The organism is Limimaricola pyoseonensis (genome assembly GCF_900102015.1).
GTDB classification, from domain to species: domain Bacteria; phylum Pseudomonadota; class Alphaproteobacteria; order Rhodobacterales; family Rhodobacteraceae; genus Limimaricola; species Limimaricola pyoseonensis.
The window spans coordinates 264,376-278,699 of sequence record NZ_FNAT01000004.1 but is presented as its reverse complement, the minus strand read 5'-3'; the positions used below and the strand labels follow the sequence as shown (position 1 = coordinate 278,699).

The 14,324-nt window shown below is 71.9% G+C and carries 16 protein-coding genes; 7 read left to right on the top strand and 9 right to left on the bottom strand.

The genetic code is table 11. The annotated features are described in order from the left end of the window. Positions 1-73 precede the first annotated feature (73 nt). Both BLT43_RS11130 and BLT43_RS11125 read left to right on the top strand, forming a co-directional pair. Complete coding sequence (locus BLT43_RS11130) at positions 74-490, top strand: tellurite resistance TerB family protein (protein ID WP_090112842.1); 417 nt, start codon at positions 74-76, stop codon at positions 488-490. Positions 491-558: 68 nt separating this feature from the next. Beyond that, a complete protein-coding gene (locus tag BLT43_RS11125; protein ID WP_090112840.1) occupies positions 559-738 on the top strand; it encodes a PLDc N-terminal domain-containing protein in 180 nt (59 codons plus the stop codon). A 31-nt stretch (positions 739-769) separates the two neighbouring features. Here BLT43_RS11125 and dacB read toward each other — a convergent pair whose 3' ends face one another. From dacB to BLT43_RS11110, 3 genes are read right to left on the bottom strand one after another with little or no spacing between them, the layout of a single operon-like run. Then, a complete protein-coding gene (gene dacB / locus BLT43_RS11120) occupies positions 770-2,338 on the bottom strand; it encodes a D-alanyl-D-alanine carboxypeptidase/D-alanyl-D-alanine endopeptidase (protein ID WP_090112838.1) in 1,569 nt (522 codons plus the stop codon). Positions 2,339-2,385: 47 nt separating this feature from the next. Then, entirely contained in the window at positions 2,386-3,012 is a 627-nt protein-coding gene (locus tag BLT43_RS11115; RefSeq protein ID WP_090112837.1) for a nicotinate-nucleotide adenylyltransferase, read from the bottom strand. Then, the gene (locus BLT43_RS11110) at positions 3,009-3,830 is read right to left on the bottom strand and encodes a TolB-like translocation protein (protein ID WP_090112836.1); all 822 of its coding nucleotides are present in this window, start codon (positions 3,828-3,830) and stop codon (positions 3,009-3,011) included. The genes BLT43_RS11115 and BLT43_RS11110 overlap by 4 nt, the downstream gene beginning before the upstream one ends. Positions 3,831-4,093: 263 nt before the next feature. Between BLT43_RS11110 and BLT43_RS11105 the strand changes: the two genes are divergently transcribed. Further along, positions 4,094-4,300, top strand: a complete 207-nt coding sequence (locus BLT43_RS11105; RefSeq protein WP_085895532.1) for a cold-shock protein — start codon at positions 4,094-4,096, stop codon at positions 4,298-4,300. 137 nt (positions 4,301-4,437) lie between these two features. Here BLT43_RS11105 and BLT43_RS11100 read toward each other — a convergent pair whose 3' ends face one another. Both BLT43_RS11100 and BLT43_RS11095 read right to left on the bottom strand, forming a co-directional pair. Beyond that, a complete protein-coding gene (locus BLT43_RS11100; RefSeq protein ID WP_090112835.1) occupies positions 4,438-4,641 on the bottom strand; it encodes a dodecin family protein in 204 nt (67 codons plus the stop codon). A 32-nt stretch (positions 4,642-4,673) separates the two neighbouring features. Beyond that, positions 4,674-5,336, bottom strand: coding sequence for an arylesterase (locus BLT43_RS11095; RefSeq protein ID WP_090112834.1), 663 nt, complete (start codon positions 5,334-5,336; stop codon positions 4,674-4,676). 52 nt (positions 5,337-5,388) lie between these two features. Between BLT43_RS11095 and BLT43_RS11090 the strand changes: the two genes are divergently transcribed. Beyond that, positions 5,389-6,060 (top strand): ABC transporter ATP-binding protein, encoded by a 672-nt coding sequence (locus BLT43_RS11090; RefSeq protein ID WP_090112833.1) that lies wholly within the window; start codon positions 5,389-5,391, stop codon positions 6,058-6,060. After that, entirely contained in the window at positions 6,057-8,582 is a 2,526-nt protein-coding gene (locus BLT43_RS11085; RefSeq protein WP_090112832.1) for an ABC transporter permease, read from the top strand. The genes BLT43_RS11090 and BLT43_RS11085 overlap by 4 nt, the downstream gene beginning before the upstream one ends. 4 nt (positions 8,583-8,586) lie before the next feature. Here BLT43_RS11085 and BLT43_RS11080 read toward each other — a convergent pair whose 3' ends face one another. Together BLT43_RS11080 and gltX are read right to left on the bottom strand one after the other, a co-directional pair. Further along, positions 8,587-9,477: an NAD(P)/FAD-dependent oxidoreductase gene (locus tag BLT43_RS11080; protein WP_090112831.1), complete on the bottom strand. Its 891-nt coding sequence runs from the start codon at positions 9,475-9,477 to the stop codon at positions 8,587-8,589. Positions 9,478-9,568: 91 nt separating this feature from the next. Beyond that, positions 9,569-10,888: a glutamate--tRNA ligase gene (gene gltX / locus BLT43_RS11075; RefSeq protein WP_090112829.1), complete on the bottom strand. Its 1,320-nt coding sequence runs from the start codon at positions 10,886-10,888 to the stop codon at positions 9,569-9,571. 61 nt (positions 10,889-10,949) lie between these two features. Between gltX and BLT43_RS11070 the strand changes: the two genes are divergently transcribed. Then, complete coding sequence (locus tag BLT43_RS11070) at positions 10,950-11,369, top strand: metallopeptidase family protein (RefSeq protein ID WP_090112827.1); 420 nt, start codon at positions 10,950-10,952, stop codon at positions 11,367-11,369. Positions 11,370-11,455: 86 nt separating this feature from the next. Further along, on the top strand, positions 11,456-12,400 hold the full coding sequence (locus tag BLT43_RS11065) for an MBL fold metallo-hydrolase (protein WP_090112826.1): 945 nt from the start codon (positions 11,456-11,458) through the stop codon (positions 12,398-12,400). 3 nt (positions 12,401-12,403) lie between these two features. On the opposite strand, the gene BLT43_RS11060 is transcribed toward BLT43_RS11065, so the two are convergent. Both BLT43_RS11060 and BLT43_RS11055 read right to left on the bottom strand, forming a co-directional pair. Continuing rightward, the gene (locus BLT43_RS11060) at positions 12,404-13,843 is read right to left on the bottom strand and encodes an MFS transporter (protein ID WP_090112824.1); all 1,440 of its coding nucleotides are present in this window, start codon (positions 13,841-13,843) and stop codon (positions 12,404-12,406) included. A 22-nt stretch (positions 13,844-13,865) separates the two neighbouring features. Next, positions 13,866-14,294 (bottom strand): DUF1801 domain-containing protein, encoded by a 429-nt coding sequence (locus BLT43_RS11055; protein WP_090112822.1) that lies wholly within the window; start codon positions 14,292-14,294, stop codon positions 13,866-13,868. Between the last annotated feature and the right edge of the window lie 30 nt (positions 14,295-14,324).

Below are 14,324 nucleotides of genomic sequence, written 5' to 3'. Positions count from 1 at the left end.
ATGAACCCGGCTCTCCTATTGCGGGGGGTGGGCCGCGTCAATAAATTGCCCCGTGAATGCAAGGAGACCGACCATGAGCGACACCCCTTCCCTGACCGCGCAGGACGCGCTGGTGGCGCTGATGATCGCCGTCTCGGCCTCCGACGAGAACATCCGCACCTCCGAGCTCGTGAAGATCTCGAACATGGTCAACCACTTGCCGGTCTTCGCCGAATATGGCGACGACCTGTCGGGCATGGCCAGCACCGTGTTCGACCTGCTCGAGCAGGAGGACGGGCTCGACGCGCTGTTCGGGCTGATCCGCGATGCCCTGCCCGAGCGGCTCTACGAGACCGCCTACGCGCTGGCCTGCGACGTCGCCGCCGCCGACGGCAACGTCACCGAGGGCGAGGGGCGGATGCTCGAGGAGATCCGCTACGAGCTGCGCATCGACCGGCTGCACGCCGCCGCGATCGAGCGCGGCGCGCGGGCGCGGCACATGACGGTCTGAGACGAGGTCGCGGACCCCGGCGCGGGGCGACGGCGTTTCACGGGCAACAGCCGTGAAAGGGCCAAGCCATGCGCATCCTCGGTTTCATCGTCTTCCTGCTCGACCTCTACGCGATCTGGAACGTCATCACCTCGTCGGCCAGCACCGGCAAGAAGGTGCTCTGGACGCTGGGCATCCTGATCCTGCCGCTACTGGGTCTGATCGCCTGGTATGTCTGGGGCCCGCGCGGCCGCGGCGCCCGGATCTAATCCAGAAACCGCTGCCGGGTCCGGCAGCGGCCTAGTTGGTCGCCTCCTCGGCCGAGTAGGCGATGCCCCAGCGCTGCAGCAGCCGCTGCTGCAGCCACTTGGCGCGGCCGTTGTAGGAGCGCGCGCCCTCGGGGCGCTCGGCCTCCTCGTCCTGCGAGTCGATCCGCCGCGCCACGTCGCCCGAGAAGATCGCGAAGGCGATGTCGCGGCCGCCGATCGTGCGCTCGTAGCCCGCCAGCGCGCTGACGAAGTTCAGCGTGCCGGTCTTGGCCACCACCACGCCCGGCGCGCGGTCGAGCGCCTCGCCGCGCGGCCCGTAGAGCCGGATCGACTTCAGAAGCGGGCGCAGCTCCTCGCGGGCGAAGGGGTCGGTCAGGATCTTGGCCATCTGCATGGCGCTGATCCGCGAGGCGCCGCCCAGCCCGGAATGGTCGATGAAGTCCGGCGCCACGCCGAACCGCGCCTCGACCCAGTCCGACATCGCCCGCGCCGAGGCCACGAGGCCGTCGGCCTCGATCCCGCGCGCGGCGGTGGCGGCGAGGCCGAGCTGCTCGGCGGTGAGGTTGGTCGAGTATTTCAGCATCTCGCGCACGAGCGTCTCGAGATCCGCGCTCTCGTGGCGGGCCAGCACCTCGCCCACAGGCGCCTCGGCGGCCTCGGAGACCGGGCCGAGCTCGATCCCGCGCGCCTCGGCCAGCGCCGCGAAGACCTGCCCGGCATAGAGCGCCGGCCGGCGCACCGGCAGCCAGCGGCCGCCGCTGTCGCCGAGATAGCGCCGGCCCACGGTCCAGACGTCGACCCCGTTGCGCTGCTCGTAGTCGTAGACCGGCGAGCCGCGATCCACCGCCTCGATGGTGGCGATCTCGACCTCGGGCCGGGCGCTGGTGCCGCGCGCGTCGAGCGACAGCGCGTAGTCGCCGCCGGACTGGCGCTCCCACGAGAAGTAGATGCGGTTGTAGTTCAGGTTCAGACCGCCGACGGCCGGGTTGTAGCCCAGATGCGGCAGCTGCACCGGGTCGATCCGGTCCTGCTGCGGCAGCGCCCCGCCCCAGACCGAGAAGCCGCCCGCCACCCGGCGCACCCCGGCGAGGTCGAGCGCGGCGACCATCTCCGACAGCGCGTCGGTGTCGAGCGTCGGATCGCCGGTGCCGGCCAGAACGAGGTCGCCCTGCAGCGTGCCCTCGACCACCGGGCCGGTGGCGACCAGCGTCGTCTCGAAGCGGTGATCGGGGCCGAGCGCGTCGAGCGCGTAGAGCGCGGTCACCGACTTGGCGACGGAGGCCGGCGGCATCCGGGTGAAGGCCTCGTGGCGGTCGAGGATCTCGCCCGAGCCCGCGTCGAGCGCCACGAAGGAGGTGCGCCCGCCCAGACGCGCATCCTCGACGAAGATGTCGGTGGCCTCGCGCGAGCGCGGCCGCAGGCCGGAGGGCTTCGGGGCCGCCTCCTGCGCGATGGCGGCCGTGCCGGAGGTGCTGACGCTGCCGACGGCGACGGGCCGCGCTTCGGGGCGCAGCGCGCGCTGCGGAGCCTCCGCCAGCGTGGCGGTGGCGCTCAGGAGGCCGCAGACCAGCAGCCCGTATCGGATCGCTCGTGCTATCATACCCGGTAGATAGAGTGCGCGAGGCGTCCGCGGCAACGGGGTCGCGCTCACGCTTCGGACATGGCGGCGGCCATGCGCGGCCAGCCGCCGGCGGCGCGCAGCCCGGTCGAGGACAGGTCCGACATCGGCAGGTCGAGAAAGCACCAGGCCGGGGCCGGCCGGCGGGCCAGCAGCGGCGCCGCCCGCGCCGGCAGCCGGGCGGGCCGGTAGATCCGCGCGGCGCGCGAGAGCTTCGCGGCGAGCCGGTCGCCGGGCCGGGCGAAGACCGCCATCGGCACCGTCTCCACGATGCCGCGCCAGTCGTGCCAGCGATGCAGCTGCACGAGGTTGTCGGCCCCCATCAGCCAGACGAAGCGCACGCCGGGGTAAAGCCGCTGCAGCCCGCGCAGCGTCTCGGCGGTGTGGCGGGTGCCCAGATGCGCCTCGATGCCGGTGACGGTGATCCTCGGGTGCCGCGCGACCGCGCGCGCATGCGCCAGCCGCGCCGGCATCGGCGCCGGGCCGCGGGCCTTGAGCGGGTTGCCGGGGCTGACCAGCCACCACAGCGCGTCGAGCCCGAGCCGGGTGAGCGCGGCATGGCTGATCGCGAGATGCCCCTCATGCGCCGGGTCGAACGACCCGCCCAGGAGCCCCACCGCCTGCCCGGCCCGCGCCACCGGCAGACCCGCCCTCATGCCGGGTACCGGATGAAGGCGAAGGCCGCGCCGCCCGGGGCCCATGACGGCACGTTGAGGCTGCCCTGCCCGCCGCGGAAGCGGGCGATCTCGCGTCCTGGCCCGCCCTGCTGCGGCATCAGCCAAAGGGCCACGTCGAGATCGGCGGGATGGCCCGTGGTGCCAGGCGGGTAGCGCAGGTGCACGACATGCGCCCCGCAGGGCGAGGGATGCGGGAACCAGTCGACGCCGGGGCCGTCGGTCATGCGCTGAAGTTCGCGGCCATCGGGGCGGATGCGCCAGATGTCGACCGCGCCGTCGCGCTCGCCGTTGAACCAGATCCAGCCGCCATCGGCCGAGAAGTCCGGCCCGTCGGCATGGTCGAAGGCGGCGGTCACGCAGCGCTCCGCGCCGCTCGCGACCTCGGTGAGGTAGATCCCGACCGGCCCGCCGTCGCGCGCGCCGGCATGGACGACGAAGCGGCCGTCCGGGCTCCAGCCATGCAGCCACGAGGGCGTGTTGCGGCTCAGCCGTTCGGGCGTGCCGCCGGCGGCGGGCATCTGGTAGATGCAGGAGCGGCCGGTCTCGGTCTTGTCGGAGAGCGCGATCCGCGCGCCGTCCGGCGACGGGGCGTGATCGTTGTTCAACCTTCGCGCGAAGCCGGTCTCGACCGGCTCGAGCCGCGGCGCGGCGAGCGGCACCCGCCACAGCCGGCCCTCGGCATTGACGAGAAGATGGCCCTCGGGGTGCCAGTTCGGGGCCTCGACCCGCCCCGGAACCCGCAGCACCGGCTCGACCGATGCCCCGGCCGCGTGCCAGATGCAGATCTCGCTCTCCATCCTCGCCCCCTGCCCCGCGCGGTCCCGCGCACACGTCGCGCACCCGTTGCGCGCCTGTCGCGCGCGCGGGCGAAGACCCGCCGACCCCGCCGGCGCGGGCCCGAATGAGAATTGCGTTTCTGGCCGATTCGGGTTAACTGGACAAGGCGACGTTACCTCTATCGACCACTGTCTCCTTCACGGCCTCAGTCCCTCGATCAGCACTGACAGAGCCGAAACCGCTGCAATTCCGCAGGCGGACACTTGTTAAGGAAGACAGCACGATGGCTACCGGCACCGTGAAATGGTTCAACACCACCAAAGGCTACGGCTTCATCGCTCCCGATGGCGGCAAGAAGGACGTGTTCGTCCACATTTCCGCCGTTGAGCGTTCGGGCCTGACCGGCCTCGCCGACAACCAGAAGATCAGCTTCGACATCGAAGCCGGCCGTGACGGCCGCGAGTCGGCGGTGAACCTCAAGCCGATGTAAGACGCGGGCGGCCCCGTCGCGGGCCCCTTCGCAGGATTTCCGGACGGGCGCGGCCATGGCCGCGCCCGTTCTCGTATCGGGTCTCGCTTCAAGGGCCTTCTCTCGCCGGCCGCCCTGCGCGGGCCGCCCCCGGCCCTTCAGTCGTTCAGCACGAAGGTGACGCGCATCGCCACCCGGTACTCGGTGACCCGGCCGTTCTCGCAGGTGACCTTCTGCTCGGACACCCAGGCGCCGGTGATGCCCTTCAGCGTCTCCGACGCCCGCGCGATGCCCTGCTTCACGGCGTCGTCGAAGCTGTCTGGCGAGGCGGCGATGATCTCTGTGACTTTCGCGACGGACATGGCGAACCCTCCCTGACGCTACGTCACACAGGTTACCTGACCGCCGCCTCCGTGTCATCGCCGCGCGCGGCCTCGGCGAGGTCGAGCACGGAGGGCCCGATCGCCTCGACGATCAGCCCGACCCCCTCGGCGTTGGGGTGGATGCCGTCGGCCTGCATGTAGGCGCGCCGTGCCTCGTCGAGGCCGCGACCATCCTGCAGGGCTGCGAAGATGTTCGGGTAGACCAGCGCCCCGTACTGCTCGGCGAGGTCGGGGTAGACCGCGTTGAAGGCGTCGCGGTAGTCGGCGCCGTAATTCGCGGTGGCGCTGATGCCGACCAGCAGCACCTCGACCCCGGCCTCGCCCGCCGCCTCGAGGATGCCGCCCAGATTGTCCTTCAGCGCCTCGGGCGGCAGGCCGCGCAGGTAGTCGTTGCCGCCCAGCGCCACGATCAGCGCGTCGACCTCCTCGGTCAGCGTCCAGCCGATGCGCGACAGCCCGCCCGCAGAGGTGTCCCCCGACACGCCCGCGTTGATCAGCCGCACCTCCGCGCCCTCGGCGTCGAGCCAGCCCTGCAGCTGCGGCACCAGCCCGTCCTCCTGCGGCAGGCCGTAGCCCGCGGTCAGGCTGTCGCCGAGCGCGGCGATCACCAGCTCCTCGGCCTGCGCGGCCAGCGGCGCGGCGACAAAAAGCAGCGGCAGCGCGAGCTTGCGCATCACCGCCGCCGCGCCATATCGGTCGGGGCGTGCCCGAAGGAGAGCCCGACGAATGACCGATCCCGTCCTGTCGATGAAAGACGCCGAGCTGACGCTCTCGGGCAATGCCGGCCCGGTGGAGATCCTGCACGGGATCACGCTCGACGTGGCGCCGGGCGAGACGCTGGGTCTTGTGGGTCCGAGTGGCTCTGGCAAGTCGTCTCTCCTCATGCTCATGGGCGGGCTCGAACGCGCGACCGGCGGCTCGGTGGCGGCGCTGGGCCACGACCTGACGGCGCTGGACGAGGACGCGCTGGCGCGCTTCCGCCGGGACAATATGGGGGTGGTGTTCCAGTCCTTCCACCTGATCCCGACCATGACGGCGCTGGAAAACGTCGCGATCCCGCTGGAACTCGCCGGCCATGCGGACGCGCATGAGCGCGCCGAAGCGCAGCTCGAGGCGGTCGGGCTCGGCCATCGCTCGGGCCACTACCCCGGCCAGCTTTCGGGCGGCGAGCAGCAGCGCGTGGCGCTGGCGCGGGCCACCGCGCCGCACCCGAAGATCCTTCTGGCCGACGAGCCCACCGGCAATCTCGACGCCGCCAATGGCGGGCAGATCATGGACCTCCTGTTCGACCTGCGCGACCGGCACGGCGCGACGCTGATCATGGTGACGCACGCGCCCGAGCTCGCCGAGCGCTGCGACCGGGTGGTGCGGCTGAGCGACGGCCGGGTGGCGGCATGAGCCTCGCGACCGCGGCCCGCCTCGCCCGCCGCGAGCTGCGCGGCGGCCTGCGCGGCTTTCGCATCTTCCTCGCCTGCCTGACGCTCGGCGTCGCCGCCATCGCGGCGGTCGGCCTCGTGCGCTCGGCGATCCAGGCCGGGCTCGAGCGCGAGAGCGCCGCGATCCTCGGCGGCGATGCCGAGATCGAGTTCACCTACCGCTACGCCAGCGAGGACGAGCTGGCCTGGATGGAAGGCGTCTCCGAGACCGTCTCGGAGGTGGTCGATTTCCGCTCCATGGCGGTGGTCGAGCGCGGCGGCGAAACCGAGCGCGGGCTGACGCAGATCCGCGCGGTCGACAGCGCCTACCCGCTGGTGGGCGAAGTGGAGCTCGAGCCCGAGATGTCGCTGCCCGAGGCGCTGGCGGGCGACGGCGCGCTGCCCGGCATCGTGGTGCAGGGCGCGCTGGCCGACCGGCTGGCGGTCGCGCCCGGCGACACGCTCAGGCTCGGCACGCAGGACTTCGTGCTTTCGGCGATCATCGACCGCTATCCCGACGGGGCGGCGGGCGGCTTCGGGCTGGGGCCGCGCAGCATCGTCTATGCCGAGGATCTGGCCGACTCGGGCCTCTTGGCCGAGGGCACCCTCTTCTCGACGCTCTACCGCATGGACCTGCCCGCCGGCGCGGACCTGCAGGCGCTGGAGGACGAGGCCGAGCGGCGCTTCCCCGACAGCGGGTTGCGCTGGAGCGACGCGCGGCGCGGCGCGGGCGGCACGGAGGTGTTCATCGACCGGCTGGGCTCGTTTCTCGTGCTGATCGGGCTGTCGGGCCTCGCCGTGGGCGGTGTCGGCATCTCGGCGGCGGTCCGGGCCTATCTCGCGGGCAAGACCGCGACCATCGCGACGCTGAGAACCCTGGGCGCGGTGCGCTCGACCATCTTCCTGACCTACTTCCTGCAGATCGGCGCGCTGACGCTTCTGGGCCTCGCGCTCGGGCTGGTGCTGGGCACGGCCATTCCGCTGGCGCTGGCGCCGCTGATCACCGCGCGGCTGCCGGTTCCGGCCGAGTTCGGGGTCTATCCGGGCCCGCTGTTCGAGGCCGCGCTCTACGGCGCGCTGGTGGCGCTGATCTTCACGCTCTGGCCGCTGGCGCGGACCGAGAACGTGCGCGCGGCGACGCTGTTTCGCGACGCGATGGGCGCGGGCAGCACCCTGCCCCGGCGGCGCTACCTGAGCGCGACGCTCGCGCTCGTCGGCCTCCTGCTGCTGGCCGCCGTGCTGTTCTCGGGCACGTGGAAGCTGACGCTCTCGACCGCGGGCGGCATCGCCGGGGCGCTGGCGCTGCTGGCGCTCGCCGCCGTCGCGGTGCAGGCGCTGTCGCGCCGCTTCGGGCGGGGCCTCAGGGGCCGGCCGGGGCTGCGGCTGGCGCTGGGCGCGATCGGCAAGCGCGGCGGCGAGACCGGCTCGGTGGTGCTGTCGCTGGGGCTCGGCCTGTCGGTGCTGGCTGCGGTCGGCCAGATCGACGGCAATCTGCGGCAGGCCATCGCCGAGGAGCTGCCCGACGTCGCGCCCGCCTATTTCTTCGTCGACATCCAGCCCGACCAGATCTCGGGCTTCCGCGAGCGGCTCTCGGACGATCCGGAGGTCGAGCGGATCGACACCGCGCCGATGCTGCGCGGCATCATCACCGGCATCAACGGCCGCCCCGCCCGCGAGGTGGCCGACCACTGGGTGCTGCATGGCGATCGCGGCCTGACCTATTCCGAGAGCCCGCCCGAGGGCGAGGAGATCGTGCGCGGCGAATGGTGGGAGGCCGATTATAACGGCCCGCCGCTGGTCAGCTTCGCCGAGGAGGAGGCGCTGGAGATCGGGCTCGATGTCGGCGACGAGATCACCGTCAACGTGCTCGGGCGCGACGTGACCGCGACCATCGCCAATCTGCGGCGGGTGGATTTCCAGAGCGCCGCCATCGCCTTCGTCATGTCGATGAACCCCGGCGCGCTCGCCGGCGCGCCGCACAGCTGGATCTCGACCGTCTATGCCGAGGAGGAGGCCGAGGCGGCGATCCTGCGCGAGCTGTCGGACGCCTACCCCAACATCACCGCGATCAGCGTGCGCGACGCGATCGACCAGGTGACGCGGGTGATCGGGGGCATCGCCTCGGCCACGCGCTACGGCGCCGCGGCGACGCTGTTGACCGGCTTCCTCGTGCTGATCGGCGCGGCGGCGGCGGGCGAGCGGTCGCGCACCTACGAGGCGGCGATCCTCAAGACGCTGGGCGCGAGCCGCCGCCGCATCCTGTCGAGCTTCGCGCTTCGCGCTGCGCTTCTGGGCGCGGCCGCTGGTCTGGTGGCGCTGGGCGCCGGGCTGCTCGGCGGCTGGGCGGTGGCGCGCTTCGTGATGGAGACCGACTTCTCGGTGATCTGGCCCTCGGCGGTGGGCATCGTCGCGGGCGGGGCGCTGGCGAGCCTGCTCGCCGGTCTCGCCTTCGCGTGGCGGCCCCTGAAGGTGCGCCCGGCGCAGGTGCTCCGGGCGCAGGACTGAGGGCCTAGCGCCCGAGCAGCCGGTTGTGGATCGCCGTGCAGGCCACGGCGGCATGGCCCATGCCGTAGGCGATCTGGTCGAGCCCCTCGATCACGTCGCCGATGGCGAAGAGGCCCGGCACCGAGGTCTCGCAATGCGCGTCGACCGGGATGCAGCCGCTCTCGCTTAGATCGGCGCCGAGCTCGCGGGCGAGGTCGGAATGCGGGTCGGTGCCGAGCGCCACGTAGAGCGTGTCGAAGGCCTCCGAGCGGCCATCGGCCATGTCGACGACGATCTTCTCGCCCTCGAGCCGGATCGCCTCGCGATGCGAGGGCAGGATCTTCAGCCCCGCCTCCGACAGTGCCCGCTCGCCGTCATCGTCGAGCGGCGCGTGCTCGGGCCGGACCACGGTGACATCCTCGGCGTAGTGACGGACGAAGCGGCCCTCGGCCACGGCATGGGGGCCGGAGCCGAGGATGGCGACCTTCCTGCCCTGCACCTCGTAGGCGTCACAGATCGGACAGTAGCGGATCAGCCCGCGCTGCACGCCTTCGTCATGCAGCGCCTCGGGGATGCGCGGGGGGCGGTTGGTGACGCCGGTGGCGAGCACCAGCATCCGCGTCTCGACCGGACCGCCCTCGGTCTCGAGCCGGAAGCCGCCATCGATCTGCGTGGCCCCCGTGACCCGCTCGTCGCGGATCTCGACGTCGTAATGGCCGAGCTGGCGGCGCATGCTGTCGAGAAGCTCGGGCCCGGTCACGCCGTCGGGCCAGCCGGCGAGGTTGCGGCTGCGCGGGATGTGGTCGGCGCGCGGGCGGCCCGCGGCGTAGAGCCGGGTGCGGCGCAGAAAGCGCCCGAGATAGATCCCGGCGGACAGGCCGGCCGGCCCCCCGCCCACGATGATGCAGTCCTGCAAGGGAGCCTCCGCGCGCTGGTGTCACGCGGGGGAGGTATCGCGCGCCCCGCCCCGGTCCAGAGCGGCCGGGCGGGGCGCGGTGTCGCGGGGCTCAGACCTGCGGCCGGACCTGCATCAGCGCCATGACGTCGGCCATCTCGGGGCCGCTGTCGAGACCGGTGACGGCGCGGCGCAGCGGCAGGAACAGCCCCTTGCCCTTGCGCCCGGTCTCGGCCTTCACCGCGTCGGTCCACTGCTTCCAGGTCTCGGGGCCGTAGGGCGGCTCGCCCAGCAGGCCCAGCGCCGTGGCGACGAACTCGGCATCCTCGGGCGCGGCGTGGCCCGACTTGCCGTCGCGGAACACCGCCCACCATTCGGCGATCGTGGCGCGGGTCTTGAGGTTCTCGCGCACCACGGCCCAGAACGGCTCGGCCAGATCGTCGGGCACGCCGGCGGCGCGCACGTCGTCGGCCACGGCCGAAAGCGGCTGGGTCGAGAGATAGCGCGCGGTCAGCGGTTCGAGATCGGCGGGGTCGAACTTGGTCGGCGCGGCGCCGAAGGTGGCGATGTCGAAGCCCTCGACCACCTCTTCGGGGGTCTGGCGCAGCTCGACGGGCTGCGAGGAGCCGAGACGCGCCATCAGGCTCAGGATCGCCATCGGCTCGATGCCCGCGGCCTTGAGGTCGCGCAGGGACAGCGTGCCGAGGCGCTTCGACAGCGCCTCGCCCTGCGGGCCGGTCAGCAGCGAGTGATGCGCGAAGCGCGGCGGCTCATGGCCCAGCGCGCGGATGATCTGGATCTGCGTCGCGGTGTTGGTGACGTGGTCCGAGCCGCGCACCACGTCGGTGATGCCCATCTCGGCGTCGTCGACCGAGGAGGCGAAGGTGTAGAGCACCTGCCCGCTTTCCTTGATCAGCACCGGGTCGGAGACGGAAGCCGCGTCGATCGAGATCGGGCCGAGGATGCCGTCCTCCCACTCGATCCGCTCGCGGTCGAGCTTGAAGCGCCAGTGGCTGCCGCGCTCGGCGCGCAGGCGGTCCTTCTCCTCTTCGGAGAGCTCCAGCGCGGCGCGGTCGTAGACCGGCGGCTTGCCCATGTTGAGCTGCTTCTTGCGCTTGAGGTCCAGCTCGGTCGGGGTCTCGAAGCACTCGTAGAGCCGGCCGTCGGCAATGAGCTTGGCCTTGGCCGCCTCGTAGCGCTCGAGCCGGTCGGACTGCTTCTCGACCCGGTCGTGCTTCAGCCCCAGCCAGTCCAGCGCCTCGAGGATGCCGTCCACGTATTCCGGCTTCGAACGCTCGGCGTCGGTGTCGTCGATCCGCAGGATGAACTCGCCGCCCTGCTGGCGCGCGATGGCGTGGTTGAACAGCGCGGCGCGCAGGTTGCCGATATGCAGCCAGCCGGTGGGGGACGGGGCGAAACGGGTCGTGGTCATGGGGCTCTCCTGTTCGCGTTCGGCTCTTTCACAGGCGGGCGGTTTTGTCCATATCGGGGCCATGGACAGCAGCACCGACCCCTTCGAGAGCAGCCCCCTCGCCCCCTCCACGGACGAGATGGAGCAGATCGCCCGCCACGTGGTCGAGACCATGCCGCCGCGCTTCCGCGAAGCGGCGCGCGCCGTGGCGATCCGGGTACTCGACTTCGCCACCGACGAGATGCTGGCGCAGATGGAGATGGAGGCGTTCGAGCTGACCGGGCTCTATGACGGCATCCCGCTGACCGAGAAGTCGACCTGGGACATGCCGCAGGGGCCGGACGTGGTCTGGCTGTTCCGCCGGCCGATCCTCGACGAGTGGGCCGAGCGCGGCGATGTCAGCATCGCCGAGATGGTGGCGCATGTGACGGTGCACGAGTTCGCGCATCACTTCGGCTGGTCGGACGACGACATCGCCGCGATCGACCAGTGGTGGCTTTGAGTCGCGGTTTTTCCGCGATTTCCACGCTATGCGCGGGGGTTCCGCGCCCTACCCTCTGGTGCAGTCAGAACCGGAGGAGACGACGCATGTCCCATTCCATCAGCCGCCGCGCGGCGCTCGCGGCCGGGGCGGCGCTGCCGCTGGCCGCCGCCACGACCCAGATCGCCACGCCCGCCCGCGCCGAGAGCCACGCCGCCGCCGCGGCCAGGGACGTGCCGATGCCGACGCACCGGGTGTTCCGCATGGGCCAGACCCGGGTCACCACCCTGCTCGCGGCCAGCCGCGTCGTGCCGGACCCACAGTCGATCTTCGGGCTGAACGTCGAGACCGAGACCTTCGCGCAGGTCAGCCGCGAGAACTTCATCCCCGCCGACCGGGCGCGCTTCTTCTTCAACCCGGTGCTGATCGAGGCGGGCGAGAACAAGATCCTCGTCGACACCGGCACCGACGCCGCCGGCATGACCGCGGCGCTGGAATCGGCGGGCCACGCGCCGGGCGACATCACCCATGTGGTGATCACCCACATGCATCCCGACCATATCGGCGGGCTGATGACCGAGGCCGGCGAGAAGACCTTTCCGAACGCCTCGCTGCATGCCGGGCAGGTCGAGTTCGATTACTGGTCGCAGAACCCCAGCGACGCCTACGAGGCCAATGTCCGGCCGCTCGAGGGCGAGCTGAACTTTCTCGCCGAGGGCGACGAGGTCGGGCCGCTGACGACGATGGAGGCCTTCGGCCACACGCCGGGGCATCTGTGCTTCACGCTGGCGGGCGGCGAGCGGCGGCTGCTGCTGATGGCGGATCTCGCCAACCACTACGTCTGGTCGGTGGGCTACCCCGACTGGAACGTCAGCTTCGACATGGACAAGCAGATGGCGACCAAGAGCCGCCGCCGCGTGCTGACCATGGCGGCCGAGAGCCGGATGCCGGTGATCGGCTACCACATGCCCTTTCCGGGGATGGGCTTCGTGCAGAAGCGCGGCGAGGACGGCTTCCGCTGGGTGCAGCAGAGCTACCAGCTCACCATGTGAACCTCACTCGGCCGGGGTCGCGCGCGGCTTCGGCACGAGCTGCGGCTCGGGCAGCCGCCAGACCAGCAGCGCCACGGCGAGGAAGGCGGCCGCGTTGAACCACAGCGCGGCCGTCAGCGCCTGGGTGAAGCCCTCGCCGCCGGTGACGCGCAGCGTGCCGAAGAACAGCTGCCCCATCACCGCCACGCCCAGCGCGCCGCCGACCTGCTGGAAGCTCTGCAGCACGCCAGAGCCCACGCCGGTGTCGCGGTCGCCGACATTGGCGAGCACGGTCTGGAACAGCGGCGAGACGGCGGTGCCGAGGCCGAGGCCTGCAAGGCCCAGCGGCAGCACGAAGACCAGCCGCGACAGCGGCTCGGTCTCGCCCGGCAGAAGCAGGCGCAGCAGCGTCATGCCCAGCACCAGAAGGCCCGCCCCCGCGGCGATGCGCTGGCGCGGCCAGCGGGTGCCGAGCCGGCCCGACAGGACCGAGGCCGCGAGCACGCCGAGCGAGAACGGCATGGTGGTGACGCCCGACTCGAGCGGCGTCAGCCCGTTGCCGACCTGCAGGAACACCGCGAAGACGAGGAAGAAACCCGGCACGCCCGCGAACAGCATCGTCGCCAGCGCCGAGCCCGCCACGTAGTCGGCATTGGCCAGAAGCGTCGCGGGGACGAGCTGCGGCGCCCCGCGCCGTGCCTGCCGGCGCTGCCAGAGCACGAAGGCGGCCGTCATCGGCACCGCCCCGGCCATCATCGCGAAGCACCAGATCGGCCAGCCGAGCTGGCGCCCCTCGATCAGCGGAAAGAGCAGCAGCATCAGCGCCACGCCCGCCAGCGCGACGCCGGCATAGTCGAGCCTGAGATCGGCGGCGCCGGGGATCTTCGGCACGAAGCGCATCGCCGCCGCGATCGCCAGCACGCCCACGGGCACGTTGACGAGGAAGATGGGCCGCCAGTCGAGACCGGCGATGTCGGCGCCGATCAGGAAGCCGCCCAGCACCGGGCCGGTGACGGCGGCGAGACCGGCCGAGAGGCCGAACAGCGCGAAGGCCGCGCCGCGTTCGCGCGGGGGGAAGAGCGCCGGGACGAGCGCCAGCGTCTGCGGCGTCATCATCGCGCCGCCGATGCCCTGCAGCACCCGCGCGCCGACCAGCGCCTCGACCGAAGGGGCGAGGCCGCACAGCGCCGAGGCCACGGTGAACCAGCCCACCCCGATCACGAACATCCGCCGCCGCCCGACCACGTCGCCGAGCCGCCCGGCGGGCAGCAGGCAGAGCGCGAAGCTCAGGATGTAGGCCGCCACGACCCATTCGATCTGGCTGTCGGTGGCCGCGAAGGCCGCCTGCAGCGACGGGATCGCCACGTTGACGATGGTCACGTCGATCAGGTTCATGAAACCCGCGACCAGCAGCGCGGCCATGGCGATCCAGCGCCCCGGGCGGGGCTCGTCCTCTTCGGTCATGTCGGTCCTTGTGGCCGCCGGCTCAGATCGGATGCACCGGCCAGAAGCCGCCCAGCCGGTCGAGCCCGTGCCGGATCAGCTCCGCCAGCGCGCCGCGATCCACGTCGGCGAGCTTGTTGATGTAGAGGCACGACTTGCCCATCCGGTGCTTGCCGAGCCGTTGCAGGATCGGGTTGGCCGCGTCGTAGCCGGGCATGATGTAGAGCACGAGGTTCGCCTTTCGAGGCGAGAAGCCGGTGGCGAGGAAGCGCCCCGAGCGGCCGCTCTCGTAGACGTAGTCGTAGGCGCCGTAGCCGATGATCGAGGGCCCCCACATCACCGGCACGAAGCCCGACACCTCGCGAAACAGCGCGTCGAGCTCGTGCGCGTCCTCGCGCCTGCGGGCGGGCTCGACCGCGGCGAGGAAGGCCTCGACGCTTTCGCCGGTGGGCTGGGTCTTGTTCTCGGGCATCGATGCTCTCCCCCGGGGCTGCGGCTCCGG